Annotated in this window: 25 protein-coding genes, 1 tRNA gene and 1 pseudogene; 8 read left to right on the top strand and 19 right to left on the bottom strand. The window is 52.6% G+C overall.

Annotated features, from left to right (window positions below):
* Window positions 1-54: 54 nt before the first annotated feature.
* The 8 genes from KJB30_RS00615 to yhbY all read right to left on the bottom strand — a co-directional run bounded on the left by KJB30_RS00615 (window position 55) and on the right by yhbY (window position 5,519).
* Window positions 55-139: transfer RNA gene (locus tag KJB30_RS00615), tRNA-Leu, on the bottom strand.
* 160 nt (window positions 140-299) lie between these two features.
* Window positions 300-647, bottom strand: coding sequence for a translation initiation factor (locus KJB30_RS00610; protein ID WP_214295990.1), 348 nt, complete (start codon window positions 645-647; stop codon window positions 300-302).
* A gap of 1 nt (window position 648) precedes the next feature.
* Window positions 649-1,470, bottom strand: a complete 822-nt coding sequence (locus KJB30_RS00605) for an NAD+ synthase (RefSeq protein ID WP_214295989.1) — start codon at window positions 1,468-1,470, stop codon at window positions 649-651.
* On the bottom strand, window positions 1,470-2,321 hold the full coding sequence (locus KJB30_RS00600; RefSeq protein WP_214295988.1) for a nitrilase-related carbon-nitrogen hydrolase: 852 nt from the start codon (window positions 2,319-2,321) through the stop codon (window positions 1,470-1,472). The genes KJB30_RS00605 and KJB30_RS00600 overlap by 1 nt, the downstream gene beginning before the upstream one ends.
* Before the next feature lie 44 nt (window positions 2,322-2,365).
* Window positions 2,366-2,788 (bottom strand): YraN family protein, encoded by a 423-nt coding sequence (locus tag KJB30_RS00595; protein WP_214295987.1) that lies wholly within the window; start codon window positions 2,786-2,788, stop codon window positions 2,366-2,368.
* Entirely contained in the window at window positions 2,785-4,524 is a 1,740-nt protein-coding gene (locus KJB30_RS00590) for an aldehyde ferredoxin oxidoreductase family protein (protein WP_214295986.1), read from the bottom strand. The genes KJB30_RS00595 and KJB30_RS00590 overlap by 4 nt, the downstream gene beginning before the upstream one ends.
* Before the next feature lie 27 nt (window positions 4,525-4,551).
* On the bottom strand, window positions 4,552-5,202 hold the full coding sequence (locus KJB30_RS00585; protein WP_214295985.1) for an HAD family hydrolase: 651 nt from the start codon (window positions 5,200-5,202) through the stop codon (window positions 4,552-4,554).
* Window positions 5,199-5,519 carry a ribosome assembly RNA-binding protein YhbY gene (gene yhbY / locus KJB30_RS00580; RefSeq protein WP_214295984.1) on the bottom strand — a complete coding sequence of 107 codons (321 nt, stop codon included), beginning with the start codon at window positions 5,517-5,519 and terminating at the stop codon, window positions 5,199-5,201. The genes KJB30_RS00585 and yhbY overlap by 4 nt, the downstream gene beginning before the upstream one ends.
* 238 nt (window positions 5,520-5,757) lie before the next feature.
* Here yhbY and shc point away from each other — a divergent pair, with 238 nt between their 5' ends.
* From shc to KJB30_RS00555, 5 genes and pseudogenes are all read left to right on the top strand, one after another.
* A complete protein-coding gene (gene shc / locus KJB30_RS00575) occupies window positions 5,758-7,809 on the top strand; it encodes a squalene--hopene cyclase (RefSeq protein ID WP_214295983.1) in 2,052 nt (683 codons plus the stop codon).
* Between the two features lie 112 nt (window positions 7,810-7,921).
* Entirely contained in the window at window positions 7,922-8,914 is a 993-nt protein-coding gene (hpnA, locus tag KJB30_RS00570) for a hopanoid-associated sugar epimerase (RefSeq protein WP_214295982.1), read from the top strand.
* 315 nt (window positions 8,915-9,229) lie between these two features.
* Window positions 9,230-11,104, top strand: a pseudogene (gene dxs, locus KJB30_RS00565) (1-deoxy-D-xylulose-5-phosphate synthase); the annotation flags it as partial.
* Window positions 11,105-11,211: 107 nt separating this feature from the next.
* Window positions 11,212-12,210 (top strand): adenosyl-hopene transferase HpnH, encoded by a 999-nt coding sequence (gene hpnH, locus KJB30_RS00560; protein ID WP_214295980.1) that lies wholly within the window; start codon window positions 11,212-11,214, stop codon window positions 12,208-12,210.
* 155 nt (window positions 12,211-12,365) lie between these two features.
* Window positions 12,366-12,941: an HDIG domain-containing metalloprotein gene (locus KJB30_RS00555; RefSeq protein WP_214295979.1), complete on the top strand. Its 576-nt coding sequence runs from the start codon at window positions 12,366-12,368 to the stop codon at window positions 12,939-12,941.
* A gap of 394 nt (window positions 12,942-13,335) precedes the next feature.
* Here the strand turns inward: KJB30_RS00555 and KJB30_RS00550 are convergent, their stop codons facing one another.
* Window positions 13,336-13,896: a PEP-CTERM sorting domain-containing protein gene (locus tag KJB30_RS00550; RefSeq protein ID WP_214295978.1), complete on the bottom strand. Its 561-nt coding sequence runs from the start codon at window positions 13,894-13,896 to the stop codon at window positions 13,336-13,338.
* A 110-nt stretch (window positions 13,897-14,006) separates the two neighbouring features.
* On the opposite strand from KJB30_RS00550, the gene KJB30_RS18325 reads away from it, so the two are divergent.
* The 3 genes from KJB30_RS18325 (at window position 14,007) to KJB30_RS00535 (ending at window position 15,335) form a co-directional block, all read left to right on the top strand.
* On the top strand, window positions 14,007-14,246 hold the full coding sequence (locus tag KJB30_RS18325; RefSeq protein WP_214295977.1) for a PhzF family phenazine biosynthesis protein: 240 nt from the start codon (window positions 14,007-14,009) through the stop codon (window positions 14,244-14,246).
* A gap of 37 nt (window positions 14,247-14,283) precedes the next feature.
* Entirely contained in the window at window positions 14,284-14,571 is a 288-nt protein-coding gene (locus KJB30_RS00540) for a DUF2277 domain-containing protein (RefSeq protein WP_214295976.1), read from the top strand.
* A gap of 278 nt (window positions 14,572-14,849) precedes the next feature.
* Window positions 14,850-15,335, top strand: a complete 486-nt coding sequence (locus KJB30_RS00535; protein ID WP_214295975.1) for a VOC family protein — start codon at window positions 14,850-14,852, stop codon at window positions 15,333-15,335.
* Window positions 15,336-15,509: 174 nt separating this feature from the next.
* Here the strand turns inward: KJB30_RS00535 and hypE are convergent, their stop codons facing one another.
* The 10 genes from hypE to KJB30_RS00485 all read right to left on the bottom strand — a co-directional run bounded on the left by hypE (window position 15,510) and on the right by KJB30_RS00485 (window position 24,890).
* Window positions 15,510-16,520: a hydrogenase expression/formation protein HypE gene (gene hypE / locus KJB30_RS00530; RefSeq protein WP_214295974.1), complete on the bottom strand. Its 1,011-nt coding sequence runs from the start codon at window positions 16,518-16,520 to the stop codon at window positions 15,510-15,512.
* Between the two features lie 79 nt (window positions 16,521-16,599).
* Entirely contained in the window at window positions 16,600-17,691 is a 1,092-nt protein-coding gene (gene hypD / locus KJB30_RS00525; RefSeq protein ID WP_214295973.1) for a hydrogenase formation protein HypD, read from the bottom strand.
* A complete protein-coding gene (locus KJB30_RS00520; protein WP_214295972.1) occupies window positions 17,688-17,918 on the bottom strand; it encodes a HypC/HybG/HupF family hydrogenase formation chaperone in 231 nt (76 codons plus the stop codon). The genes hypD and KJB30_RS00520 overlap by 4 nt, the downstream gene beginning before the upstream one ends.
* A 16-nt stretch (window positions 17,919-17,934) precedes the next feature.
* The gene (gene hypB / locus KJB30_RS00515; RefSeq protein WP_214295971.1) at window positions 17,935-18,693 is read right to left on the bottom strand and encodes a hydrogenase nickel incorporation protein HypB; all 759 of its coding nucleotides are present in this window, start codon (window positions 18,691-18,693) and stop codon (window positions 17,935-17,937) included.
* Window positions 18,694-18,945: 252 nt separating this feature from the next.
* The gene (locus KJB30_RS00510) at window positions 18,946-19,113 is read right to left on the bottom strand and encodes a twin-arginine translocase TatA/TatE family subunit (RefSeq protein ID WP_214295970.1); all 168 of its coding nucleotides are present in this window, start codon (window positions 19,111-19,113) and stop codon (window positions 18,946-18,948) included.
* A gap of 26 nt (window positions 19,114-19,139) precedes the next feature.
* Window positions 19,140-19,619 carry a HyaD/HybD family hydrogenase maturation endopeptidase gene (locus KJB30_RS00505; RefSeq protein ID WP_214295969.1) on the bottom strand — a complete coding sequence of 160 codons (480 nt, stop codon included), beginning with the start codon at window positions 19,617-19,619 and terminating at the stop codon, window positions 19,140-19,142.
* 217 nt (window positions 19,620-19,836) lie between these two features.
* The gene (locus KJB30_RS00500; protein WP_214295968.1) at window positions 19,837-21,519 is read right to left on the bottom strand and encodes a nickel-dependent hydrogenase large subunit; all 1,683 of its coding nucleotides are present in this window, start codon (window positions 21,517-21,519) and stop codon (window positions 19,837-19,839) included.
* 20 nt (window positions 21,520-21,539) lie between these two features.
* Window positions 21,540-22,850, bottom strand: a complete 1,311-nt coding sequence (gene hybB, locus KJB30_RS00495; RefSeq protein ID WP_246545401.1) for a Ni/Fe-hydrogenase cytochrome b subunit — start codon at window positions 22,848-22,850, stop codon at window positions 21,540-21,542.
* Window positions 22,850-23,785 (bottom strand): hydrogenase 2 operon protein HybA, encoded by a 936-nt coding sequence (gene hybA / locus KJB30_RS00490; protein WP_214295967.1) that lies wholly within the window; start codon window positions 23,783-23,785, stop codon window positions 22,850-22,852. Before hybA ends, hybB begins: the two co-directional genes overlap by 1 nt.
* Complete coding sequence (locus tag KJB30_RS00485; RefSeq protein ID WP_246545400.1) at window positions 23,769-24,890, bottom strand: hydrogenase small subunit; 1,122 nt, start codon at window positions 24,888-24,890, stop codon at window positions 23,769-23,771. Before KJB30_RS00485 ends, hybA begins: the two co-directional genes overlap by 17 nt.
* Between the last annotated feature and the right edge of the window lie 63 nt (window positions 24,891-24,953).

The raw sequence follows: 24,953 nt of genomic DNA, 5'->3' as shown, positions 1-24,953 counted from the left end.
TCGATTTAAAGTATAATGCTGATTCGGGTATATGTAAAAAAAGGAAGGATAATGTGGTGCGAGAGAGGAGACTTGAACTCCTATACCTTACGGTGCCAGATCCTAAGTCTGGTGCGTCTGCCAATTCCGCCACTCTCGCAAATGTAAAAACTTTCTGTGAAACACCTACTGAAGCTTTTTCTTAAAGCAGGGACAATCAAAGTTCAAATCAATATCACGCCGCAGGTCGTTTCGTCAACAATTATACTGCAATATTTTTAACCTGGTGCGTATACGTGGGGCAACAGATGCTGACGGTGTCACCCGCCACTCAATTTTACACGGAAACCGCGTTGCTGAAGTTCCTGCAGCAGGGTTTCACGATGGTCTCCCTGGATCTCGATAATACCATCTTTAATTGTACCGCCGCATCCGCAGCGCTTTTTTAGCGCTCCGGCCAAATCTTTCAGTTCATCCACTCCGAGAGGAAGTCCGGTAATCACAATAACAATACCGCCTCCACGCCCTTTGGTTTGTCGTTGCAGCCTGACTGTTCCGTCGGTTGGGTTATTCCTATTGATTGTGGTCTGCTTCTGGCTGGTTTTTTGGTCAGTCGATATGCGGCCTGTCTCTGATGAGTAGACAAGCGTTGCGTTGCTGTTTTTCATGTTATTTTCCCCAATCGCGGGAATAGCGGAAATCTCGATCAATGGTACGGTTGGAAACTTTGGCAATCACCGGCAGCCGCCGTTTGAAGTGTGAATTTTGTATCTTCCCATAAACAGTATCGACAAATTCCGGATTGAATCCAGCCTTGATCAGTTCATCCCTGCTCAGACGCTGGTCTACCATGCGGCCTAACAGTTCATCCACCTGATTATAGGTGAAGCCCAGTTCTTCTTCATCGGTCTGACCGGCCCACAGGTCTGCAGAGGGCTTTTTTTCTATGACGGCAGAGGGGACGCCCATTTCTGCGGAAAGTTGCCAGACCTGGGTTTTGTACAGGTCACCGATTGGATTCAAGGCGCTAGCCATGTCGCCGTATAAGGTCCCATACCCCAAGAGGAGTTCGGTCTTGTTGCTGGTTCCGAGCACCAGAGCCGAAAGCAAGGCAGAGTGATCGAAAAGTATGGTCATCCGTTCCCTGGCCATTTTGTTGCCCCGTCTCATGTTATCGGCACTGGGGAAATTATCGAAGTAGGCGTCCACCATCGGTGTGATCGGGATAACCGTGAAATCGATGCCACAGGCTTCTGCAACCAGGCGGGCATGTACCTCGCTTTCCGGATTACTGCTCTTGTAGGGCATACAGATCGCATGCACGTTCTTCGGGCCCAAGGCCTCGGCAGCAATAAACGCCACCAGTGCCGAGTCAATTCCGCCTGACAGGCCCAAGACCGCTTTCCTGATTCCAACCTTGTGCACCTCATCGCGCACAAATCCAACCAGTATCTGCCGAAGTAATGTCGTGTTTGCAGTTAATCCAGCCATCACTGGCTCCTTTCGCGTTCGATGCGCTTAAGTTCCTGTACTGTCACAAACAAATTCTCATCACGCAGCATGGGAGAAAATATCCTCTCTCTACGCAAGGCACCTTCATCCACCGTTATGGTCACATTGTCTTCAACCATCAGGCCGGCGCGCACCACTGATTCTCCCGCTGGAGAGATGTACTCGGAACCGCCCCAGAAGTTGATGCCATCTTCGTAGCCGACCCGATTGCAGTAAAAGACCCGACAGTTGAGGAACATGGCGGTGGTGGTGGTAAGTTTTTGCCAGGCTGTGGCTGAACCGAGAGATTCTCCCTCAATGCCCCGACTGGGACTGCTGGAAAGACAAAGCAGGGTTGCGGCGCCGTCCATGGCCAGAATGTAGGAAGAAGAGAGGTGCCACATGTCCTCGCAGATCAACATACCCATGCGGCCGAATTTCGTATCGAACGCCCGGAACCGTTCACCGCGAGCCAGATAGCGCTGCTCGTCAAACAGGCCATAGGTGGGGAGATATACCTTGCGGTGCAGGTGTTTGATATTGCCATCTTCCAGGTAGAGAGCGGAGTTGAAGAAGCGGTAGTCATCGGTCACCTCGACAAAACCGAAGGCGATGGAAATCTGGCTGGACAGCTCCGTCAGCCGCAGAATTTCAGGTGAATCGAGCCGCAGCGCCACTTCGGGCACCAGGTCTTTCAGGAAATAACCGGTCAATGCAAGCTCGGGGAAAATGACCAGCTCAGCCTTTTGGATAATCGCCTGTTGTATGCGCTCTTCGATCAGTGCAAGGTTGTCGGCGACGCAACCGAGTTTGGGTTTTATCTGGGCAAGAACAGCCGTAAAATCGGGCATGGTTGCTCCTTTTGTTTGGAATAAAAGAGCTGCAAGGACAGTAATTAAAAAGCCAGCTCAAAAGCGTTGGTGATATGTTCAACTTTATGCAGACCATCAGCCGACAAAAGAATGGCGATCACGTCAAAGCGGGCATTGCAGTCATGCAGCCGTTTTTTTGTAAGCCAGGTCAGTGCGGCTTTGGATATCTGGCGCTGCTTGAAAGCATTGACTGCAAGTTGCGGAACTCCATAGGAAAGGTCTCGACGAGTTTTGACCTCCACGAACAGCAGACAGCCGGTCCCAGCTTCCCTGGCGATTATGTCCACCTCTCCCCCCTTGCAGCGAAAATTTCGCTCAAGGATCCCATGCCCGCGGGCGATCAGGAAGTTGGCGGCTATTTCTTCCCCCAGAATGCCGACACTCTTGTTAGTTGTCGGTGCTGGATCAACATCAGTTTTATTCTTCTGCCACGGAAGCCATTTCATGGCAGATGATTCAGAAAATCGTTATCTTCGAAGCAGCCATCGCTGTTCAGGCCGCGGATCCGGTAATACTTATCCAGCTCCTCATTGAAGCGTTCCCTGTTGATCGGGTGGACGTCAATGCCGTCACCACTGCTGCCTTCTTCGCTGAAGAACCGTTCAGGCAGGATGTCGGCCGTGCGGGAAAACCCGTTGGCGCAGTTATAGAATCGTTCGGTCAGACAAATGTTTCTGCCGATCTCCTTCAGCCGCTGAGGCGAGTAATGAATGCCGGTGGTGGCGGTCAGCAGTTCTGCATATTCTTCAAGGCTTGCGCCGAGGAAAGAGAACTTGCAGGCCACGAGCGAATCCACTGCAGCGTTGCTGTCTTCGGCTATGGTGATGATGCGTGCTTTTCCGGAAAAGGAGAAACGGTCGGTGGGTACCGGTTTGCGCAGGATTTCGTGGGAAATGGGGTAGGCACGCAGATGGCAGCCGCCGCGGTTACTGGTGCAGTAGGCCAAGGCCATGCCGTAGGCACCCCGTGGATCATATGCCGGCAGTTCCAGGGATTTGACGGTCATAGAGAGCTCACCATGCCCCAATTGCTCCGCCATACGTCGAGAACCGAGCGCCAGCAGTTCTCCATGGCCTCTAGCCAGGGCCATTTCTTCCAGCAGGCCCGGTATCTCATCAGCAGTTGGAAAACTGCCCCGAATTTCACCCCAGGCCGAGAGAGTGGCTGCTGCTGAAATGGTATCCATTCCCAGGATGTTGCAGAGTTGATTAGACCGGATGATGGCGGTTAAATCATGTACCCGGTTCAAGCCGCCGAAGTGTGAGACGGTTTCATACTCAGGGAGATGGGTCCCGTCGGGCGCAGATTTTTTGCACTGGATCGGGCAGCCGTAGCAGCCTTCCTTTTTTGCCTGGCAGGCCTCTTTTATGGCTGGACCTGAGTAATTGGCGGAATGCTCGAAGAAGGTTGTACGAAAATTGTCCGTGGGTGCCATGCGGCGCTGGGCCAGCAGGTCCACCAGCACAGGTGTACCGAATTCGGCAATGCCCAGGGGACCAAAGATAATCGGGGAGGCCTTGAAGAGACGCATCACATCCTGGCGGGCTTTATTCAAGAGCTGCGGATCTGCAATCGCTGTCTGACGATCACCGTTTACTACAACGGCCTTCAGATTTTTTGCCCCCATCACTGCGCCAAGTCCGCCGCGGCCCACGGAATTACCTTCACCCATCATGATGTTTGCAAACAGGACGCCGTTTTCGCCGGCTGGACCGATGGCAGCCACACTGCCGCGCTCTTTGAGAGAGGCTACAGTAGTGGGGATATCGCTGCCCCATAAATGGGAGGCAGGCAGGAACTCAATCAGATCCGGCGTGATTGACAGGGCCACTGGTTCCGGGCTTCTGCCGGTGATGAATAGCACATCCACGCCGGTTGCCTTTAATCGCCAGGCAAAACGACCTCCTGCAGAACAATCATAGATGGTGCCGGTGAGCGGTGAACGGGAGACAACCGCCAGTCGTGCTGAAGTGGGGGCTGGTGTTCCACACAGCGGGCCAACGGCAAAAATCAGCGGCATGGCGGGATCTAGTGGGTCGATCCGGAAGTAGTCGCGCATCAGGCGCACTCCCAGACCTCGGCCGCCCAAATACTCTTCCAACAGTTGTGGGGGGATTTCCTCGCGTTCTGCGGTGTGCTCCGTGAGGTTAATACGGAGTATGTTTCCGGTCCAGCCTGTCATTGTTTTGTATTCCATGCCAATGGGAGATTAAAAGCTGGCTAAAACGATGTCAGCCACATCACGGGAGGATGCTGCCATATGGTCTGCCTGCAGCAGTTCATCAGGTCCACCGTAACCCCACGTGCAGCCGATAGTGGCAATTCCTGCCTGTCTGCCGGCCAGAATATCGTTGATGCTGTCTCCCACCATGAGCGTTTCGTCTGGGGTGACACCCATGTCCTGAATGACCCGCATCAGCGGAAGTGGCGAAGGTTTTCGCTCAGGATATGTATCGCCTCCGCTAATGGAGCGAAAATATCTCTTAATATCAAGGGCCTCAAGAATCAGGCGGCTGAGCGATTCATTCTTGTTGGAGACAATGGCCAGTGGAATGGCCAGCTCATCCAGTTGATCGAGTACCTCGCGGATACCGGGGTAAAGCTTGCTCTTGTCTGCGATGTGAGCGGTGTTGAACGCTTCGAAAAACTGCAGCCCTTGCTTGATCTCTGCTTCACAATCGGTTTGTAAAGCTTGCTGTACCAGGTTACGTGAACCTTTACCGATCATTCGGCGCACCTCAGTCGTGGCCAGTGCCGCCATGCCAAACTGGCTCCGAGTATAGTTGACCGCATCAGTGAGGTCATCAAGGGAGTCGACCAGAGTGCCATCCAGGTCAAAGAGTACGGCACCCACGGTCATGACTGTTTGCCTTTGGTGGAAGTATCGTTTTTAGGCAACGTAATTACCGGAGTCGTAGCAGGACGATACAGCAGGAATGTTTTGCCCACAACCTGGGCTACCTCAGCATTGCAGGCCTCGGCCAGCATGGTTGATGCTTCGTGTTTGTCCAGCATGCAGCTTTCCAGAAGCTTCACCTTGACCAATTCATGAAAATCAAGGGCAGCAACGGTTTCTGCAACCAGTGCCTCCTCGATTTCCTTTTTGCCTATCAGGATCAGCGGCTTGAGACTGTGGCCGAGAGCCCGCAGGTGACGCTTCTGTTTTCCTGTTAACATTGTTATACCTCTCTCCTTGAAACAGATTTCATAAGCGACTATGTATAACATAGCAGTTCTTGCAGGCAAAGCTCAATTGTGGATGTGAAAAGCCATGAAGGCCGGCTTCTGGTGCAGTGTTCTGGCATTTTGGTATGGGAAAGTAATATACATTTTATATTTTTCATGCTATCAACGATCATTTGTAAGTCATGCAATCACAGTGCCGTCGCGATGCGACTCTTCAGGAGCTTTGTGAATGAATCCAGGTAAATACCAAATTTCCACATCTTTAACGTCCTTTAATATAGAGACGGCAGCACCGGTCCTCGATATATCCCCGAAAGCATCATCCAAAGTGCATCACCTGCCGCCTTCCATTTGGAAAAGGATGGTTGGTGAGGCCAATAATCCTTTGGACCAAGCTATTGAACGTAGCCGGGATTTCTTTTTTCGCGAACAGTTGCCTGGTGGCTACTGGTGGGCGGAGCTCGAATCCAACGTCACCATCACCGCCGAATACATCATGCTCTTTCACTTTTTGGGCATGGTTGACAAGGTGCGCGAACGCAAGCTGGCCAACTATATTCTGAGTAAGCAGACTGCCGAGGGTTTCTGGACGCTCTGGTACAATGGTCCCGGGGATCTCTCAACCACCATCGAGGCGTATTTTGCCCTGAAGCTGGCCGGGTATCCTGCTGAACATGAGGCAATGGTCAAAGCCAGGGAATTCATCCTTGCCAATGGTGGCATCCTCAAAAGCAGGGTATTTACCAAGATCTTCCTGGCTATGTTCGGTGAGTTTTCCTGGCTTGGCGTGCCGTCAATGCCGGTTGAACTCATGCTTCTGCCCGATTGGGCTTATCTGAATGTCTATGAGTTTTCGAGCTGGGCGCGCGCTACCATTATTCCACTCTCACTGGTGATGGCTGAACGCCCGGTCTGCAAAGTGCCTCCCTGGGCACGAGTTCAGGAACTCTACCTTCGTCCGCCACGTCCAATCGATTACACCTTTACAAAGGAAGATGGCATTTTCACCCTGAAAAACTTTTTCATCGGTGTCGATCATCTTCTCAAGGTATATGAATCTAGCCCGATTCGACCATTCAAGAAAAAAGCAATCGCGACCACCGAGCAGTGGATTCTGGAACATCAGGAATCGACCGGCGACTGGGGCGGGATTCAACCGGCCATGCTCAACTCGATCCTGGCGCTGCACTGTCTGGGCTATGCCAATGATCATCCTGCCATTGCCAAGGGGTTGGAAGCGCTGGCCAACTTCTGCATCGAGGATGAAGAGAGCATCGTGCTGCAATCGTGTGTATCTCCCGTATGGGATACTGCACTTGCACTGGTGGCCATGCAGGAAGCAGGTGTGCCGACGGATCATCCGGCCCTGGTCAAAGCTGCCAAATGGCTCCTCGATCTTGAGGTGCGGCGCAAAGGTGACTGGCAGGTTAAATCTCCGGAGCTGGAACCAGGTGGATGGGCCTTTGAATTCCTCAATGATTGGTATCCGGATGTTGATGATTCCGGCTTCGTAATCATGGCCATAAAAAACATCAAGGCGACCGACAGCAAGCACAAGGAGCAGGCCATCAAGCGCGGCATCGCCTGGTGTCTGGGCATGCAGAGTCAAAACGGCGGGTGGGGAGCTTTCGACAAAGACAACACAAAACATATGCTTAACAAGATCCCTTTCGCGGATCTGGAGGCGTTGATCGATCCTCCCACGGCTGACCTGACCGGCCGCATGCTTGAACTGATGGGCAATTTCAATTATTCCAAAAATAATCCCATCGCAGTGCGGGCGCTCGAATTCATAAAAAAAGAGCAGGAGCCAGAAGGACCCTGGTGGGGGCGCTGGGGTGTCAACTACATTTACGGCAGCTGGTCTGTTTTGTGCGGACTTGAAGCTATCGGTGAAGACATGACCCTGCCGTACATCAAAAAAGCGGTTAACTGGTTCAAGTCCAAACAGAATATTGATGGCGGCTGGGGCGAAGTGTGCGAATCCTACTTCGACCGCTCGCTGATGGGAAGCGGCCCGAGCACAGCCTCGCAGACTGCCTGGGCACTTCTGGCGCTCATTGCCGCCGGTGAAGTTAACTCTCAAGCCGCTGCCCGTGGAATTGATTATCTGCTGTCACACCAGAAGCAGGATGGCACCTGGGACGAAGATGCTTTCACCGGAACCGGCTTCCCCAAATTTTTCATGATCAAGTATCACATTTACCGCAACTGTTTCCCATTGACCGCTTTGGGTAAATACCGGCGTTTGACCGGAGGCGAGGCTAAGCAGAAACAGTAGATAAATCTGGCACTGATTGGTTGGAAGCCCCGTGTTTGCCACAATCCGGGGCTTCTCCTATTTTCTGCAGCAGATAAGGTTTAAAAGGTTTCATAAGAGGAGTTACACACTTTTGAAAACGTTTGTCACCGGTGCCACAGGTTTTTTGGGTGCCAGCATTGTGAGAGAACTTTTGAAGGATGGCCGCGAGGTGCGCGTCCTGGTGCGCCCCGGCGCCGACACTTCCAATCTGGCCGGTCTGGATGTTGAAACCTGGAAAGGTGACTTGTGTGAGCCGGACACCTTGATGAAGGGGTTGGCCGGCTGTGATGTGCTCTATCACGCAGCGGCCGATTACCGCCTCTGGACGCGTAACCCTGCAGAAATGTACCGTATCAATGTTGAGGGCACTTCTGCCATTTTAAATGCTGCTTTAGAAAACAGCCTTGCAAAAGTGGTGTACACCAGCAGTGTCGGGACCCTAGGTAACCGCGGTGATGGCACACCAGGCAGGGAAGATACCCCGGTTTCCCTGGCGGACATGGTCGGGCACTATAAAAAGAGCAAGTTCCTGGCGGAACGCGAGGCGGAAAAGTTTTTCCAGAAGGGTCTACCCCTGGTGATCGTTAATCCCTCCACGCCGATTGGTCCGCTGGATATCAAACCAACTCCTACCGGTAAGATCATTGTTGATTTCCTTAACCGCAAGATGCCAGCCTATCTCAACACCGGCCTCAACATCATAGCGGTTGAAGACTGTGCCCGCGGTCATATCCTGGCCGAGCAGAAAGGGCGTGCTGGCGAAAAGTATATTCTTGGTAACAGTAATTTAACGCTGCAGGATATTTTCGGCCTGCTCGAGCAGATTACCGGTTTGGCTGCCCCGAAAGTCCGGCTGCCATATACTCCGATTCTGCTGGCTGCCTATGTCAACGAAGCAATTTCGAAAATTACCCGCAAAGAGCCGCTGATCCCGCTGGCAGGGGTTCAGATGGCTGCAAAGTTCATGTTCTTCGACTCGTCTAAAGGGGTGAGAGAGCTCGGCCTGCCGCAAACAGCCGTGAAAGATGCGCTGAGCAGAGCTGTGGCCTGGTTTCAGGCACATGGTTATGCTCGAAAGCACTAGTTTTCCTTTTTTTAAGAATTGCTTCTCTTAGCGTCTTTGCGGCTTCGCGTGAGGCAAGTTTTTTAATTACTCTCTCGCTCGCTGCGCTTAAGAGCCAAGGCGCGAAGGAAATCTAAGCTTTTTGGTTTTCTATAAAGGCCATCTGTCTCTTAGCGTCTTTGAGGAAGATATTTCAATCGTTCTCTCGATTAAGACGCCAAGGCGCGGAGAAAACCTGGCTTTTAGCAGCCTATTTGGGGATTTATAAGGATTTAGTGGTGCGTAGTCGACTGCTTCTATGCTACAGTATCCCACTTATTCCTTGGAGACACGATCATGTACACCTATCTTTCACACATAGATTCGCCGGCTGACCTGAAAAAGCTGAAGCCGGAGCAGCTGCCGGCCCTGGCCGAAGAAATCCGCCACTTTCTCCTGCAGACTGTCTCGGAGACCGGCGGGCATCTTGGTTCCAATCTGGGGACGGTAGAACTGAGCATCGCCCTGCATTACTGTTTCGACTCCCCGAACGACAAGATTATCTGGGATGTTGGGCATCAGGCCTACACTCATAAGATTTTGACCGGCAGGCGCGATCGCTTCAACACCCAGCGTCAGTACAAAGGTCTTTCCGGGTTCCCCAAACGGTCTGAATCGGAACATGATGCTTTTGGCGTAGGGCACTCCTCCACCTCAATTTCGGCAGGTCTTGGTATGGCCGCAGCGGCCAGCCTTGCCGGAACAAGGAATCATGCCATTGCAGTGATCGGTGACGGCTCCCTGACGGGCGGAATGGCCTTTGAGGCACTCAATCAGGCCGGTCATCTCAAGAAGAATCTGATCGTCATCCTTAATGACAACGAGATGTCCATCTCCAAAAACGTGGGTGCTTTTTCCTCGTTCATTTCACGAAAGCTGACCGGACGTTATTTCAGGGACCTGAAGAAGGAGATGCAGGGGCTGTTGCTCAACATTCCTGCAATCGGCACCGATATCCTTCACTTTGCCCGGCGTGCCGAAAACTCTTTGAAAGGTTTTCTTACCCCGGGATCGCTGTTCGAAGCGCTTGGGTTTGATTACCTGGGGCCTTTGGAAGGGCATAACCTGGAGCAGCTGGTAGAGGTCTTCAACAACATCAACGAGCTGGATGGGCCATTGCTCGTGCATGTCATGACCACCAAGGGCAAGGGATACAAACCTGCCGAGGAGACTCCGCACAAGTATCATGGTGTGGGTGCTTTTGACATAGCCACTGGCAAGGGTGCTCCCAAACCTGCGGTCAAATCATATACCGATGTGTTCGGCGAAACCATCGTGCAGCTGGCGGAGCAGGATCCACAAGTTGTCGGAATCACGGCAGCCATGCCGGACGGTACCGGCCTCAACATATTTGCCGAACGTTTTCCTGACCGTTTTTTCGATGTGGGCATTGCAGAACAGCATGCCATGACCTTTGCCGCAGGACTTGCTGCTGATGGTTTCAGGCCGGTCACAGCCATTTATTCAACTTTTCTACAGCGTGCATACGATCAGGTTTTTCATGACATCTGCCTTCAGAAGCTGCCGGTAACCATCGCAATGGACCGGGCAGGGGTGGTGGGAGACGATGGACCGACGCACCATGGCGTATTCGACTACTCATTCCTTCGTCATCTGCCCGGTCTTACGATCATGGCGCCCAAGGATGAAAACGAGCTGCGCCACATGCTGTCAACCGCTGTTAACTCAGGTGCCCCGATGGCCTTGCGGTACCCCCGCGGAGCCGGTTATGGCGTGACAATGGATGCGGAATTGAAGACACTTGAGATCGGTAAGGGCGAGCTGCTGCTTGAGGGGGATGATCTCTGCATCGTGGCTATAGGCTCCACCGTCTATCCGGCGCTGCAGGCAGCGGAACTCCTGAAACAACAGGGAATCAAGGCAGGGGTCGTCAACGCCCGTTTCGTGAAACCTCTGGATACGGAATTGATCCTGTCTGTTGCCCGAACGACCGGCTGTATCGTTACCGTTGAAGAAAACGCGCTTCAGGGCGGGTTTGGCAGTGCGGTGCTGGAATTGCTTTCCGACAACGGTCTGCAGGATGTGCGGGTAAAGCGTCTCGGCATTCCGGATTACTATGTAGAGCATGGTTCCCAGGCACAGCTGCGCAAGGATCTGGGCATTGATGCGGAAGGCATTGCAGCTTCCGTGCAAAAACTTGTTGCAGAAAAAACAAAAATTTCACTACAAAGCACAACGGTCACGACAAGCATCCTGCAAACGGACGCCTCTGATTCGTCTGCTTTTCATCAAGAAATGCAATTGAAAGGATACAAGTAATGCGTTTTCCGCTTCGCCTCAACTATGATTTGACCAAGTACATTGTCAGCAACAAGCTTAACAAAGTAGAAAAATACCCTTTGGTTCTGATGCTTGAACCGACCCATCTATGCAATCTTGCCTGTTCCGGTTGCGGCCGTATCCGTGAATATGCAGACACGATTCAGGAGATGATGTCACTGGAAGATTGTCTCAAATCTGTCGATGAATGTCCGGCACCGGTTGTCACCATCACCGGCGGAGAGCCCTTCCTGTATCCGCACATCTTTGACCTCATCAGGGGGATCCTGGATCGTGGCAAGCATATCTATCTCTGCACCAACGGCATTCTTCTCGAGAAAGCACTTGAGCACATGAAGCCGCATCCAAATTTCACCCTCAATGTGCATATGGACGGCCTGGAAGAAACTCACGACCGCATTCTTGAACGCAAAGGCGCCTTCAAGATCGGCATGGAAGCAATCAAGAAGGCCAAGCAGGCTGGTTTCCGTGTCTGCACCAACACCACCATCTTCAACGAGACTGACCTTGTTGAAATCGAGATGCTCTTTACTCATCTGGAAGAGTTGGGTGTCGATGGTCTGCTTGTAGCTCCCGGATTCGGTTACGAAGCGGTCGGCGAAAAGCTGTTTCTTGAGCGGCGCGATATCGAGCGCAAATTCGCTGACGTCTACGAGATGAGCAAAAAGCACCGCTTCTTTTCAACTCCCATGTACCTCCGTTTCCTCAAAGGTGAGAAAAAGCTTGAGTGCACCCCCTGGGGTAACCCGACCCGCAATCCACGCGGCTGGAAGGCACCCTGTTACCTGATAACCGATGATCATTATTCCAGTTTCAAGGAAATGATGGAAAAGACTGACTGGGATAAATACGGGGTAGGGAAGGATCCGCGTTGCGCCCAATGCATGATGCACTGCGGTTTCGAGCCGACAGTTGTGGGTGAGATAGGCAAGAGTTTCAAAGATATCTGGGAAATGTTCATTTGGAACCTGACCTGATGATTTGAAGTCTATTGTAATTTCGTTGATTTTGGCCCACTAATTTTATTAAAAATCAGTGGGCCTTTTTCATTTGTGCGCCAGGCATGACGGGGTGCGTTAGAACTGCTCGATTGATTTGACAATTACAAACCGGGGTCTGCAAAGGAGAATCAATGGCCACTACACCGACTCGAGAAGAAGCCTGGAAATTGCTGACCGACTATGTGCCGAGCGATAACTTGCAACGTCACGCCCTTGCCGTAGAGGCGGTCATGCGCTATATGGCCCGTAAGCGAGGAGAGGATGAGGAACAGTGGGGACTGATCGGCTTGGTCCATGATATCGATTATGAGCGCCACCCGGAGGAGCACTGCAAGAAGGCGCCTGAGATCTTGCGGCAACACGGCTGGCCCGAAGAGGCGATTCGCGCCGTAGTCTCACACGGCTGGGACATTTGCAGCGACGTGGAGCCACTGAGCCCTTTGGAGAAGACCCTTTATACCATTGATGAGTTGACCGGTCTGGTGGCCGCAGCTGCGCTGGTACGGCCGTCCAGAAGTATCCTGGACCTGCCGGTAAAGAGCGTACTCAAAAAATGGAAAGACAAGGCCTTCGCCGCCGGGGCTGATCGCACGGTCATCGAAAGGGGCGCTGCAATGCTGGGGGTGGAACTGGCTGATCTGATTGCCGATTGTATCGAGGGGATGAAGGAACAGGCCGAGGCGATCGGTCTAAAGGAGAATCTATAGCGGCAAATTTGACAAACATGCGGCTCCGAGTTTTGCTAAGTCTTGAACGGCAGACGCAAAAATGAAGATTTCAGATTCGAGAACTGAAAATACCAGTTTTAAAGAAGAGCTACATTCTCTCTTCATTACATTGGGTGAGAGATGCCCTAAATGTGGCATCAGTTTCAAAGCCACACCCAACTTTTGGGATTTAGGTTTAAAGGAAAGGGAATATATATGTTCCACATGCGGCTTCACTGAGTCCAAGCTTATCAAGCCGTAACAAAGTTCCTGTAGACTTTAAGATCTCTCAGCACGTTTATTTGATAACCAGGAGAAAATATGCTGAGTTATTTAATAAAAAAGGGCGGCTTTTTGCCGCCCCTCATCTATTGTGTAAAATTTTTCAACAGATTCAACGGTTCTTCTTTTTTCCCCAGAACGATAACACGCCTAAGCCGGCACCAAGAAGGAGCAGAGTGGACGGTTCTGGTACAGGTTGGGTATCTGTCGTATTATAATTGCTTTTTACACTTAGGTTAGCGCTTCTAAAATAAAAATCTCCATCGGTGGCTGTTAGCGTCGCTGAAATCAACCCATCAGCAAAAGCGCTTGCATCCACTGTGAAGAATCCACTCCAAGCTTGGTCATTAATATTCTGATTGGTTAATCCGGTTCCAGTGTCAAATGTAAAAGTGGCTTTTTCGGCACCATCCCCTGGACCGCGGTCATCCTCAACTACCAGTGCAATAGTACCATTCCCAAATATCTGGCCAGGAATATTCCAACCTGTATTATCGGTGATATCGAAGGTCCAAGTATGAGTTTTATGCTGCCCTGTGGTGGTTGCATTCATTAAATAATTTATTCCTGGATTGTAAGATTCCGTGTAGGAAAGTGGGATTGCTAAGGAATTATTCGCCAGACCCGATATTAGCAATCCTGTCGCCAAGGCTGTCAGAGCTATTTTTTTCATATGACTCTCCTTTTAATTAAATTAATGTTGCGTTAAGCATATGTTATGCCAATTTTGTAAGTATTTTAAAATACTGGTCATTGTGTATGGTTTTCAAAAAAAAAATCTAAGTGAAAAGTTTTTCGACACTCGGATTCTTTGGACCACAAAGTGGAATTGATGAAGACCCTGTGACCGGCTCTACTTACACAACCCTGGTGCCGATATGGGAACAGAAAATGGGTCGATCAGAACTAAAAGCTGCACAGCTGTCAAAGAGGGGCGGGGAGTTGTATTGTGAGTTGGCGGGTGAACGGGTTTACATAACAGGCAACGCGAAAACATTCTTTAAAGCAGAAGTGGAAATATGATGCAAGCCTACGAGCATAAACAACGGAGGTAATTGTCGTGTGCAGGAACATCAAAACGCTGTACAACTTCGATCCACCAGCAACTGACGATGAGATTCACTCGGCGGCTCTTCAATTTGTTCGGAAAATAACCGGTTTTGCCGAGCCTTCCGCAGTAAACGAAGCAGTATTCAATCGTGCAGTCGTAGAGATTGAAGCGGCCTCCTCCCGATTACTCAGGTCGCTCGTCACTACCGCTCACCCAAAAGATCGTGAAGTCGAAGCTGCTAAGGCACATGCCAGAGCGGAAAAGAGGTTCGGGTCAAACAGGCCGGTCAAGCATTGACCCCTCGCACTCGTCCATTAATCGGCACGGATTCAGTTCTTTCCTCCCTCAACCCCCAACAAATCCCAACCACACGGCGGCACATTTGACTCCGCACCACTGCGCCTCGGCCACTCTGACATGAACTTCAAAATGGGGGGTGCATTACGGGGCATTCGTACTTGGCAGCTCCAAACAAAGGTTAGTGCGTGACATAAAGCGACAATCTCCCCGTTGCCGTCACCCGTTATGCGAGTTAATATGAAGCAGCAACACGTCCATAAACCAGGAGGTGTGACATGACTAAGCAAGCAAAGAATACGATTTGCCTTTGGTACGATGGCGACGCAGAGGAGGCGGCGCGCTTTTACGCCGAGACTTTTCCCGATTCATCCGTCGACGCGGTGCACCTCGCACCGGGAGACTATCCGTCCGGAAAGAAAGGTGATGTGTTGACGGTCGAGTTTACGGTGATGGGAATTCCCTGCATCGGGCTCAATGGCGGCCCCGAGGTCAAGCACAACTGGTCATTCTCGTTTCAGGTCGCAACCGCTGATCAGGCCGAAACCGATCGTTACTGGAACGCCATCGTCGGCAACGGTGGTGAAGAGAATGTCTGCGGATGGTGCCAGGACAAGTGGGGCCTGTCCTGGCAGATTACTCCGATCGTTCTGACCAAGGCGATAACCGATCCCGATCCCGCGGCTGCCAAGCGGGCGTTTGATGCGATGATGGAGATGAAGAAGATCGACATCGCTGCAATCGAGGCGGCGTACCGCGGTTGAAGCCGCATCGCGAAGACTCGCCGACGCTCAGCCGTAATATCTTCACAGGAAATCGAATTTGATTGGAAGATTTTGGAGTTTACGAGCTATGATCTGACCCGCTGTAGAAAACTGGCGGGTCTTTTTAATGCGGGTGAATTGGTCTGGAATTTAGAAAAACCGGTCCCACAGTTTTCAGCAAATACGCGGCAACTGCTCGCCCGACAGCATATCAATGGCCCGCAGGCCGCCGATGGTGGTTTCCATCTGCACCGCTCCGGCGGAGACCTGTGTGACTTCACCGATAATGGCTGCATCCACGCCGCAAGGATGATTTCGCATCCGCTCCAGCACGCGTTCTGCAGCTTCCGGTGCAACTATGGCCAGAAGCTTCCCTTCATTGGCAACGTGGAGCGGGTCCAGCCCCAGGATTGCACAGACTCCCTTGACCGCGTCCTTTAACGGCAAGTCTGCCTCTTGCAACTTGATCGTAACTCCTGACTGGACAGCAATCTCCTTCAAGGTAGTCGCCACGCCGCCGCGGGTCGGATCACGCAGCACATGCAGCGCCTCTCCCTCCTTCAAGAGTTCCGTAACCAGGCCATTCAGTGCGGCAGTGTCGCTTTCTATCACCGTCTGCAGATCCAACCCCTCCCGTGTTGCAAGGACGCAGATGCCATGGTCGCCGATTGTGCCATTGATAATGATTTTATCGCCCGGTCGCGCGGCACAGCCGTTGATGCGCAAGTCATGGTCAAACAGGCCGATGCCGGATGTATTGATGAAAATTCGGTCCGCTTTGCCTTTGGGAACAACTTTGGTGTCGCCGGTGACTATCTGTACTCCAGCCAGGTCTGCTGCTTCACGCATGGCAGAGAGTATCACCGCAAGCTCTTTTTTGCTGAAACCCTCTTCAATAATAAGTCCAACGCTTATGTAGCGAGGTGTGGCCCCCATCATGGCCAGATCGTTTACTGTGCCGTTCACTGCCAGATCGCCGATATTCCCTCCAGGAAAAAAGATCGGATCAACTACATATGAATCGGTTGTAAAGGCCAGCCGCCCGCTATCATGCGCAATTACAGCCGCATCGTTTTGACCTGCAACCGAAATGCCCGAGAGCGAGGGGATGATCAGCTCATCCAGCAACTGGTGGGACAATCTGCCGCCGCTTCCGTGGCCGAGTAGTATGAGGTCATGGTCCATTTTTACTCCTGCAGAATGCTGAATAAATATTTAATGCCGGATTACATGATTGTGCGGAGGAGACCTAAAGCGGTGCGTACTAATTCATGTATTTGTAAGCTGCGGCGCAGCTCCCTTCCGATGACACCATACAGGCCCCCACCGGTGCCTCGGGGGTACAGGTGGTGCCGAACAAGGGACAATCACTGGGCGCTATTTTTCCCTTCAGTATCTCACCGCAGAGACATCCCGCGTGTTCCTGCAGCTCTTCCACCTCGACCGGAATCGCCTTTTGTGCGTCAAAGGCCGCGTAGGCGTCATTTATCTCCAGCCCTGTCCCCGGAATAGTCCCCATGCCTCGCCACTGGGCGTCGCAGGGGGTAAACACCTGGGCGATGATCTCCTGGGCTTTTTTGTTTCCATCCCAGCTGACAACGCGGCTGTACTGGATTTCCACCCTGCTGACCCCTTCCAGCACCTGCCGGACGAGCATCTCCACCCCCTGCATGATGTCCGTGGGCTCAAACCCTGTTACCACACATGGCACGTGCTGATTTTCCACCAGGGGACGGTAGGCATTACCGCCGATAATGGCGCTCACATGGGCGGGACAAATATAACCGTCAATTTTCAGTTCCGGGTCAGCGGCAAGGATTTCCATCGGTTTCGGCATGACCTTGTGGGAAGCCAGGACGAAATAGTTGTCAAGTCCCTGTCGAGCGGCCGTCAGGATGCTGCCGGCAATGGCGGGCGCAGTAGTTTCAAATCCCACCCCGAGAAATACTACCTGTCTGTCACGGTTCTTGGCAGCCAGGGCCATAGCATCCAGGGGGGAGTAGACGGTTCTGATGTCAGCCCCCTTGGCTCGCTGCTCCATGAGTGAGGAGGATGAGCCGGGAACCCTCATCATGTCGCCGAAGGTGGTGATGATGATGCCGGGAATTCTGCACATGGCGACTGCCCGGTCTATATAACTATTGGGAGTTACGCAGACGGGACAACCTGGCCCGGAGATGAGCCGCACCTGGGACGGAAGAATGCTTCTGATCCCATACCGGGAGATGGCCATGGTGTGGGTGCCACATACTTCCATGAAGGTCATCGGCGCGGCTCTTCCTGCCGTCAGCTGTGCAATACGATCGGCAAGACCTCTCACCACGTTGCGATCCTGAAACTGGTCCAGATAGTTCACGCCATATCCTCCGGTGCAAAGGCTTCGCGCATCATGGCGATGGTCTCGCGGGCATCTTCCTCGTCCAGTCTGGAAATGGCAAACCCTGCGTGTACAATGATGAAGTCGCCGACCTGTACTTCGTCAGCCAAGAGCATGAGGCTTGCCTCGCGCTTGACCCCATCGATCTCCGCAACCGCATTCCCGTCCTCAATGCTCACCACACGCATGGGGACACCTACACACATACAATACTCCTTCCGGTCATGATCGCCTGCCCGGGGCTGCTTTTACCTGATCTGCCAGCCAGCCGTACCACGCATCCATGCCTGCACCGGTCTTGCTGGATACTTCGAAAATAATAATGCCCGGGCTGACACGGCGTGCCATTTCCTTGCACTTCTCCATGTCGAAATCCAGGTGTGGAAGAATATCAATCTTGTTGAGCAGCATCACATCCGCAGCGTGGAACATCTGTGGGTATTTGAGCGGTTTATCCTCACCTTCCGTGACACTCAGCACCACCACCTTGTGGTTTTCTCCGAGATCAAAAGATGCAGGACAGACCAGGTTGCCCACGTTCTCGATGAAAAGCAGGTCCAGATGGTCCAGGTTAAACTCTTCCATGGCATGACCTACCATGTGAGCATCCAGGTGACACCCGGCACCGGTGTTGATCTGCTTGACCGGAACGCCTGTGGCCGCAATACGCACAGCGTCGTTGTCGGTTTGCTGGTCCCCTTCTATGACGGCGCACCTCAGAGCATCCCGCAGGTCCTTCAGGGTACGCTCCAGAATGGTCGTCTTACCTGAACCAGGTGAGCTGACCAGATTGAGAGCAAAGATTCCTTTGGTCGTAAAAAGTGCCCGATTTTTCTCGGCGAGGCGATTGTTCTTCGACAGGATATCGGTTTGGATGGCTATTTTACTTCCGGGAGAGGGGGGCTGCGGCTCGGTTTCATGATGGTGATGGTGGTGGCCATGGTGCTGTTGTTCCGGCTCGCAGCCACACGTGATGCACATAATTTCAACCTCCTGGGTACATAGGCTCCGCAAGCTGTCTGCATGTTTGTGGAGAAGATTCGGTTTTGGCTGTCTCAGTCATTTCTTGTACCTGAATCCGTGACACCTTCACGCTTACACTTGCCTGGAATGCCTATGTATGGGGCATAGCGGCATAATTGGCATATTGCGGGGCAGTAGACGATCAACTCCAGCATTCCCAGTGATTCAGAGTTCCGGTGTCACGGATTCAGGTTGTACTCAATAGGTAGACTACTTCACTTCATTTATCTTTACAACATCCTCGCCGTCGATCGCCTTTTTGAATCCCCTGATGCTGCTACCAAGTGCCTGACCTATCTGCGGTAGTTTGGCTGGACCTGCGATAACCAGTACAATGGCAAGGATGATGAAAAGTTCCGGCATTCCGATTCCAAACATGGAGTGTCTCCCCTGGCTTCTGTGGTTTATTTTAGCGCTATTCTAACGTCGGTAGTTTCAAGCTCATTCACTAGGAGTCTGGCTATGTCGCCCAGTCCTCTTTGAAGTGGTGGCGAAAGCTTGTTTCCTGCATCAAGAGACGCCGGAACAATGCCGTAAAAAGTTATGTCGGCGGGACATGCGCCGCGTAATTCACTTATGAAAAGCATTTCCTGGATGCCGATCTGGTGCGGAGACATCTTGATCGGAATCCGGTTCAGCATGATCTCCTCTTTGGTGTAGCGGTGTATGTCACCCGGGTTCCCGGGTGCATCCACAATATCAACGAGGAAAACCTTGTCAGCCTCCTCAAACTTATGAGTCACCATGATCCCCAGCGTGCCGCCGTCGTACAGCTCGACATTCTCCGGCACCTGGTAATGCTCTTCCATGTATTTCACAAAATGGACGCCGAAACCTTCATCGGAAAGGATCAGGTTGCCTGCGCCGAAAATAAGTACTTTCATAGTTTTCTCCACTGCCTTTAATAAACGTTCAATTTTTCGGTAAGATCAAGGCTGTCGAAGGATTGCGCGGAGGCCCTCACCCGGCCTTTGGCCACCCTCTCCCAGAGGGAGAGGGTGAACTGTATCCCTTCTCCCTTTGGGAGAAGGATAGGATGAGGGGGCTACGCCGCACAAGTGATCCTGAAGACTTACGCAGATATTGCCAAAAAGTGGACGTTTACAACACTTTCACCTTGGTGATTTCTTTTCCTTCCGGGTCAATTGCATGCACGGCGCAGGCAATACATGGGTCGAAGGAATGAATGGTCCGCAGCACTTCCAGCGGCTTGTCTTCCTGGGCGACCGGATTTCCCACGAGGGAAGCCTCGTAAGGTCCCAAAACGCCCTTCTCGTCACGGGGAGAGGCATTCCAGGTGGATGGCACGACCGCCTGATAGTTTTTGATTTTCTGATCCTTTATAACGATCCAATGTGACAGGGTGCCGCGCGGTGCTTCATGGAATCCGACGCCGCGGTACTCCCCCTTGGGAATGGCAGTGTGGTTGGCATAAACCTTGTCGCCGGAAGCGATGTTGGCAATCAGTTTGTCCAGATTGTCAATGGAGATGTCCGCCATGAGGTGCGCACGCTGGGCGCGAGCCAGGAGCCTGCCCATGGTGGAGTGGTAGTCTTTCATGCCGATGCCGATAGTCGCGTTTGCGCCGTCAACAAGTTTCCTTACCTTGGGGTTGCCGGCGGCATAGGCGGCAAAGATCTGTGCCGGGGGACCGACCTGAATCGCTTTGCCGTCAAGTCGGGGAGCCTTGCACCAGGAGTATTTTCCATTTTCCTTGAAATCGGTGTATTCGGGCTTGGTTTCGCCTTCCCACGGGTGCAGGTTGGATGAGCCTTCGTACCACGCATGGGCGACGGATTCTTTGATGTTGTTGATCAGGTATTCATCGTGATGATCCTTGATCGGCTTCATGGTAGCCAGATTACCGGCTGTGATAATGCCGCCGTTGAGGGCAAATTTGGTGTTTTTGGTGTCCTCGGGGAATTCCGGCACAGCCAGGTAATTGGTGACCCCCGCTCCATAGCCGAACCATTCCTTGTAGGCCGAGGCGATAGCCAGCATGTCGGGATAATAGACCTTCTGCACAAAGTCCCTGGTTTCTTCCATCAAGGTCTTGAGAAAGGCCAGCCGCTCCATGTTGAGCGTAGCGATATTTTCCATGTTGATTGCGGTAGCGACGCCGCCGACCACCAGGTTCTGGATATGAGGGTTCTTACCACCCAGGATTGCTACCGCCTGGGCCGCTTTGCGCTGGTAATCGAGCGCTTTCAGGTAATGGGCCACAGCCAGCAGATTAATCTCGGGGGGAAGCTTCATGGCTGGATGCCCCCAGTAACCGGAGGCGAAGATGCCGAGCCGTCCTCCGGCAACGAAACCTTTCAACTTGTCCTGAACCGCTTTGAATTCCTTCTCACTGTTGCCGGGCCAGTCGGAGATGCTCTGGGCGATCTGGGCGGTCTTCTTCGGGTCGGCCTTCAGAGCCGAAACGATGTCAACCCAGTCCAGCGCCGACAGGTGGTAGAAATGCACGATGTGGTCCTGCACCGAGTGCTGGGCGATCATGATGTTGCGGATGTACTGGGCATTAAGCGGTACTTCCACTTTGAGGGCGTGCTCTACTGAACGAATGGAAGAGATGGCATGAACAGTGGTACAGACACCGCAGAAGCGTTGGGCGAAAGACCAGGCATCTTCAGGTGGCCGTCCTTTCAGTATCACTTCAATTCCGCGCCACATCTGGGCAGAGGACCAGGCATTGGAAACCTTGCCGCCATTAACTTCAACATCGATCCGCAAATGTCCCTCAATTCGGGTGATGGGATCCAGGGTTATTCTTTTAGACATTTATTCCTCCAAAGATTGAATTATTTTTCCAATTGCAGTTGTGCCAGCGGTTCGATTCCGCCGGTTTGAGGTTTACTACCATTATGTTTGCCGGCATTGGGAAGCACCGGGAACAGTTTGACAAATACCTTGTAGCCCAGGATTTCCAACGCCACGATACCGACTGTGATCATTACCTCGGCGAAAGAGGGGAAGTATCTCCAGCCCTTGCCAGGATTGAACCCGATCAGATAGACATTGAAACGGTACAGTGCGCCGCCTAAGACGATCATTGCGGCACTGACGAAAAGCCAGCGGGCCGAGCGGCGATTTTTCCTGCTGAAGAGGATGGCGGAACCGATGCCCACCAGAAAAAACTCGGTCAGGAAAAAACCGGAGTAAAAATCCAGCTTGAGGGCCGCACCTATTTGTCCACGGTTGGCCAGGTCGCCGACCACGACCGACAGCCAGATCACTGTCACCCAGGGGATCAGAGCAGCGAGGCCGGAGAGTTCCTCCACCTCGTAGGGCCGCTTGAAAGAGTAGCAGGAGATGATCGATTCCAGGATGGCAATGGCATAGCCGATAAAGACGCAGTTGATCAGGAACAGCAGCGGCAGGAATCCGGTGTGCCACAAGGGGTGGAGCTTGGTGGAAGCGATCAGCAACAGCGAGCCCAGCGACGATTGGTGCATGGTCGGCAGGGTGATTCCCAGCACGATAAAAAATATCAGCACCTTGTTCAGCCGCGGTTTGAGCCAGGAAGCCCCCAGCTTGACCCATTCCAGACCGGTCGCAAGATTTTGCGCATTAGGTGCGATGCGCGGGTGGAGCCAGTCGCGCACCTTGTGCATCCCTTCCCATTTAGTGGTTTCGATGGTTGTCAGAATGGCGGGAAGGAACTCGATGATCAACACCGTCGAATATGCCATGACACACAAGGCTACCTCGAACATGGCCGAGTTGGCCTGCCACTTCGAAGGTATGAAAAAGTTGTAGGAGTTCCAGGGTCGGCCAAGGTCGACCATGACCGAGAATCCGGCCAGGCCATATCCGAACATGCTGGTGAGGATGGCGGAGCGGATCAGGGGATGGTACTGCATCCGATTGCGGATGTAGACCAGAATTGCAACGGCATAGCCACCGCAGGCAATGGCAGTGCCGGTGGCAACGTCGTAGGTGATCCAGATTCCCCAGGGGTAACCGTCACTCATGTTTGAAACTGCACCGATGCCTTTTACGAAACGTACGCCGACAAAGAAGAAACCGACGGCAACAACGAAGAGAAGAATAAAGAAAGATTTGGTGAAAATCTTTCCTTCCAGTTTCTGGTATTCATCATTATGCCCCATTATCGCTTCTCCTCTTCCTGCTTCTGTTTTTCATGGTCGGCAGATTTGTCGTGATTTTTCATGTTTTTGACGGCAATGAAGCAGAGGGTGCTGTACAGGGCAACCGGGGCGATGAACCCTTTGTAAATGGTGTGCTGGATTTTCTCTGAAAACTCTGCGGGCGCCTCGGGTTTGATTTCGGGCAGCCCGAGTTTCTTGAACGGCATTGAGGCCAGGTAGAGGTGGTTGATCCCCCCCGCCTCATGTTCGCCATAGATGTGGGGGACATATTTGACCGGGCTTTCCTTGATTCTTTCCTTAGCTTCCTGCAGCAGGTCCTTGCGTTTTCCGAACTTGATCGCTCCCACGGGACAGACCTCGGCGCAGGCGGAGATCCCTTTTTCGCGCAGGTTGGTATTCTTGCAGAGGTCGCACTTGACGATCTGCGGGATTGACTTGTCCCACTGGAATTTGGGGATATTGAAGGCACAGGCCACCTGGCAGTAACGGCAGCCGATACAGGTATCCTTGTTGTAGTCCACGATGCCGGTGACCTTATCCTTGGTCATGGCGCTGACCGGGCAGACCGAGACGCAGGAAGGTTTCTGGCAATGCATGCAGGAATACTTCACGTATGACCAGCGATCTTCAGACTCCTTGAACAACTTGATTAAGGTTCGGGTGCTGCCGGAAAGATCCTCCGGCGCGTCCCACAGACCATCGGGATCGAATTTGGCCCTTTCGTAAGCGAGGCTGCCGAAATCACCATTGACGCGCTTGCAGGCCGACATGCACGCCTTGCAACCGACGCACTTGGTGGCGTCGTACAGCATGCCGAGCTCCTCGTTGTTGATCCGCAACCCCTCGTTGGCGCCAGCATGTCCCGCTCCAGTGAGGAGGCCTGCCCCCGTGAGACCGAATAGTTTGAGGAAATCCCTCCTACTCTTGTTCTTCATGGTGATCGTCCCCCTTGTGGCCATCATCCTTCGGCAGCTTTTTGGCAAGCATTGCCCCGGCGCCAAGAGCGGCCCCCCCGGCAAGTCCGACCAAACCGGTGGTCAATGGATCAGGGCCTTTCCCCTTTTCCTTCAGGTCAACCGGTGCATAGCTGTCGAACGGTGTCGGTTCGTGAATCTGGACCTTTTCGGCAATTGCCATTTTGAAAAGCACATCCGGTTCGGTGCAGCCGATGCAGGGATGTCCAATGGATACAGGCCAGGCACCGACTTCGTTGAAGCGCTGCACCGAGCAGTTGGCATAGGTTGCCGGTCCCTTGCAGCCGAGTTTGAACAGGCAGTAACCTTGGGCGTGGGTATCATCGCCATAGGCCTTGGCAAAGCGGCCTGCATCAAAATGGGGGCGACGCTCGCAATGTTCGTGAATTTTTCTGCCATAGGCAAATTTAGGCCGACCAAGGGCATCCAGTTCCGGCAGCTTTTTAAAGGTGAGATAGTACATGACCGTGGAAAGCAGGTTGTACGGACTAGGTGGGCAGCCGGGAATGTTGATCACCGGCTTGTCTTTGATAATGTCGCGCACCCCGACGGCTCCGGTGGGGTTGGGGCCTACGGACTGGATTCCGCCGAATGATGCGCAGGTGCCGATGGAAATGATGGCTGCCGCTCCTTCAGCGGCATGCAGCAAGGATTCCTGGGCGGTCTTACCGCCGACCTTGCAGTAGATGCCATTATCCTTGGTTGGAATCGCACCTTCAACAACCAGCAGGTACTTGCCCTTGTTGGCAAGCATGGAGTCGTGCAGCGATTTTTCAGCCTGGGCGCCGGAACCGGCCATCAAGGTCTCGTGATAATCGAGAGAGATCATGTCCAGGATCAGGGTCGAAATAGTAGGATGGGTGGATCTTAGAAGGGACTCGGAACACCCGGTACACTCCTGGAAATGCAGCCAGATGACCGTTGGATTGCCATTCTTCTCAAACGCCTCGGCAACTTTGGTGTGCATGCCGAACGGCAGACCCATCATGGCCGTAGCGGTAATGCACGTTTTTATGAAACTCCTCCGGGACACTCCTGCACACAAGAAATCGTCTTCTTTCCTCATAACACCCCCTGTCATAATCATAAACGGGGCGTATACAGCAAAGGGTATGCCATGGGGCTATAA

The sequence above is a fragment of the Pelotalea chapellei genome (assembly GCF_018531195.1).
Classification (GTDB): Bacteria; Desulfobacterota; Desulfuromonadia; order Geobacterales; family Pseudopelobacteraceae; genus Pelotalea; species Pelotalea chapellei.
The sequence above is the reverse complement of the archived record's forward strand: the minus strand, read 5'-3'. Positions and strand labels throughout refer to the sequence as shown.

What these genes read in the sequence shown, in the direction of transcription:
- KJB30_RS00505 (WP_214295969.1), bottom strand. Translation starts at nt 19,619, where the DNA reads ATGAAAGTACTTATTTTCGGCGCAGGCAACCTGATCCTTTCCGATGAA.
- KJB30_RS00510 (WP_214295970.1), bottom strand. Translation starts at nt 19,113, where the DNA reads ATGTTTGGAATCGGAATGCCGGAACTTTTCATCATCCTTGCCATTGTA.
- KJB30_RS00595 (WP_214295987.1), bottom strand. Translation starts at nt 2,788, where the DNA reads ATGAAATGGCTTCCGTGGCAGAAGAATAAAACTGATGTTGATCCAGCA.
- KJB30_RS00535 (WP_214295975.1), top strand. Translation starts at nt 14,850, where the DNA reads ATGACTAAGCAAGCAAAGAATACGATTTGCCTTTGGTACGATGGCGAC.
- KJB30_RS00520 (WP_214295972.1), bottom strand. Translation starts at nt 17,918, where the DNA reads ATGTGTGTAGGTGTCCCCATGCGTGTGGTGAGCATTGAGGACGGGAAT.
- hypE (WP_214295974.1), bottom strand. Translation starts at nt 16,520, where the DNA reads ATGGACCATGACCTCATACTACTCGGCCACGGAAGCGGCGGCAGATTG.
- hypB (WP_214295971.1), bottom strand. Translation starts at nt 18,693, where the DNA reads ATGTGCATCACGTGTGGCTGCGAGCCGGAACAACAGCACCATGGCCAC.
- KJB30_RS00550 (WP_214295978.1), bottom strand. Translation starts at nt 13,896, where the DNA reads ATGAAAAAAATAGCTCTGACAGCCTTGGCGACAGGATTGCTAATATCG.
- yhbY (WP_214295984.1), bottom strand. Translation starts at nt 5,519, where the DNA reads ATGTTAACAGGAAAACAGAAGCGTCACCTGCGGGCTCTCGGCCACAGT.
- KJB30_RS00605 (WP_214295989.1), bottom strand. Translation starts at nt 1,470, where the DNA reads ATGGCTGGATTAACTGCAAACACGACATTACTTCGGCAGATACTGGTT.
- KJB30_RS00585 (WP_214295985.1), bottom strand. Translation starts at nt 5,202, where the DNA reads ATGACCGTGGGTGCCGTACTCTTTGACCTGGATGGCACTCTGGTCGAC.
- KJB30_RS00555 (WP_214295979.1), top strand. Translation starts at nt 12,366, where the DNA reads ATGGCCACTACACCGACTCGAGAAGAAGCCTGGAAATTGCTGACCGAC.
- KJB30_RS00600 (WP_214295988.1), bottom strand. Translation starts at nt 2,321, where the DNA reads ATGCCCGATTTTACGGCTGTTCTTGCCCAGATAAAACCCAAACTCGGT.
- KJB30_RS00485 (WP_246545400.1), bottom strand. Translation starts at nt 24,890, where the DNA reads ATGAGGAAAGAAGACGATTTCTTGTGTGCAGGAGTGTCCCGGAGGAGT.
- hpnH (WP_214295980.1), top strand. Translation starts at nt 11,212, where the DNA reads ATGCGTTTTCCGCTTCGCCTCAACTATGATTTGACCAAGTACATTGTC.
- shc (WP_214295983.1), top strand. Translation starts at nt 5,758, where the DNA reads ATGAATCCAGGTAAATACCAAATTTCCACATCTTTAACGTCCTTTAAT.
- hybB (WP_246545401.1), bottom strand. Translation starts at nt 22,850, where the DNA reads ATGGGGCATAATGATGAATACCAGAAACTGGAAGGAAAGATTTTCACC.
- KJB30_RS00590 (WP_214295986.1), bottom strand. Translation starts at nt 4,524, where the DNA reads ATGACAGGCTGGACCGGAAACATACTCCGTATTAACCTCACGGAGCAC.
- KJB30_RS00610 (WP_214295990.1), bottom strand. Translation starts at nt 647, where the DNA reads ATGAAAAACAGCAACGCAACGCTTGTCTACTCATCAGAGACAGGCCGC.
- hybA (WP_214295967.1), bottom strand. Translation starts at nt 23,785, where the DNA reads ATGAAGAACAAGAGTAGGAGGGATTTCCTCAAACTATTCGGTCTCACG.
- KJB30_RS00500 (WP_214295968.1), bottom strand. Translation starts at nt 21,519, where the DNA reads ATGTCTAAAAGAATAACCCTGGATCCCATCACCCGAATTGAGGGACAT.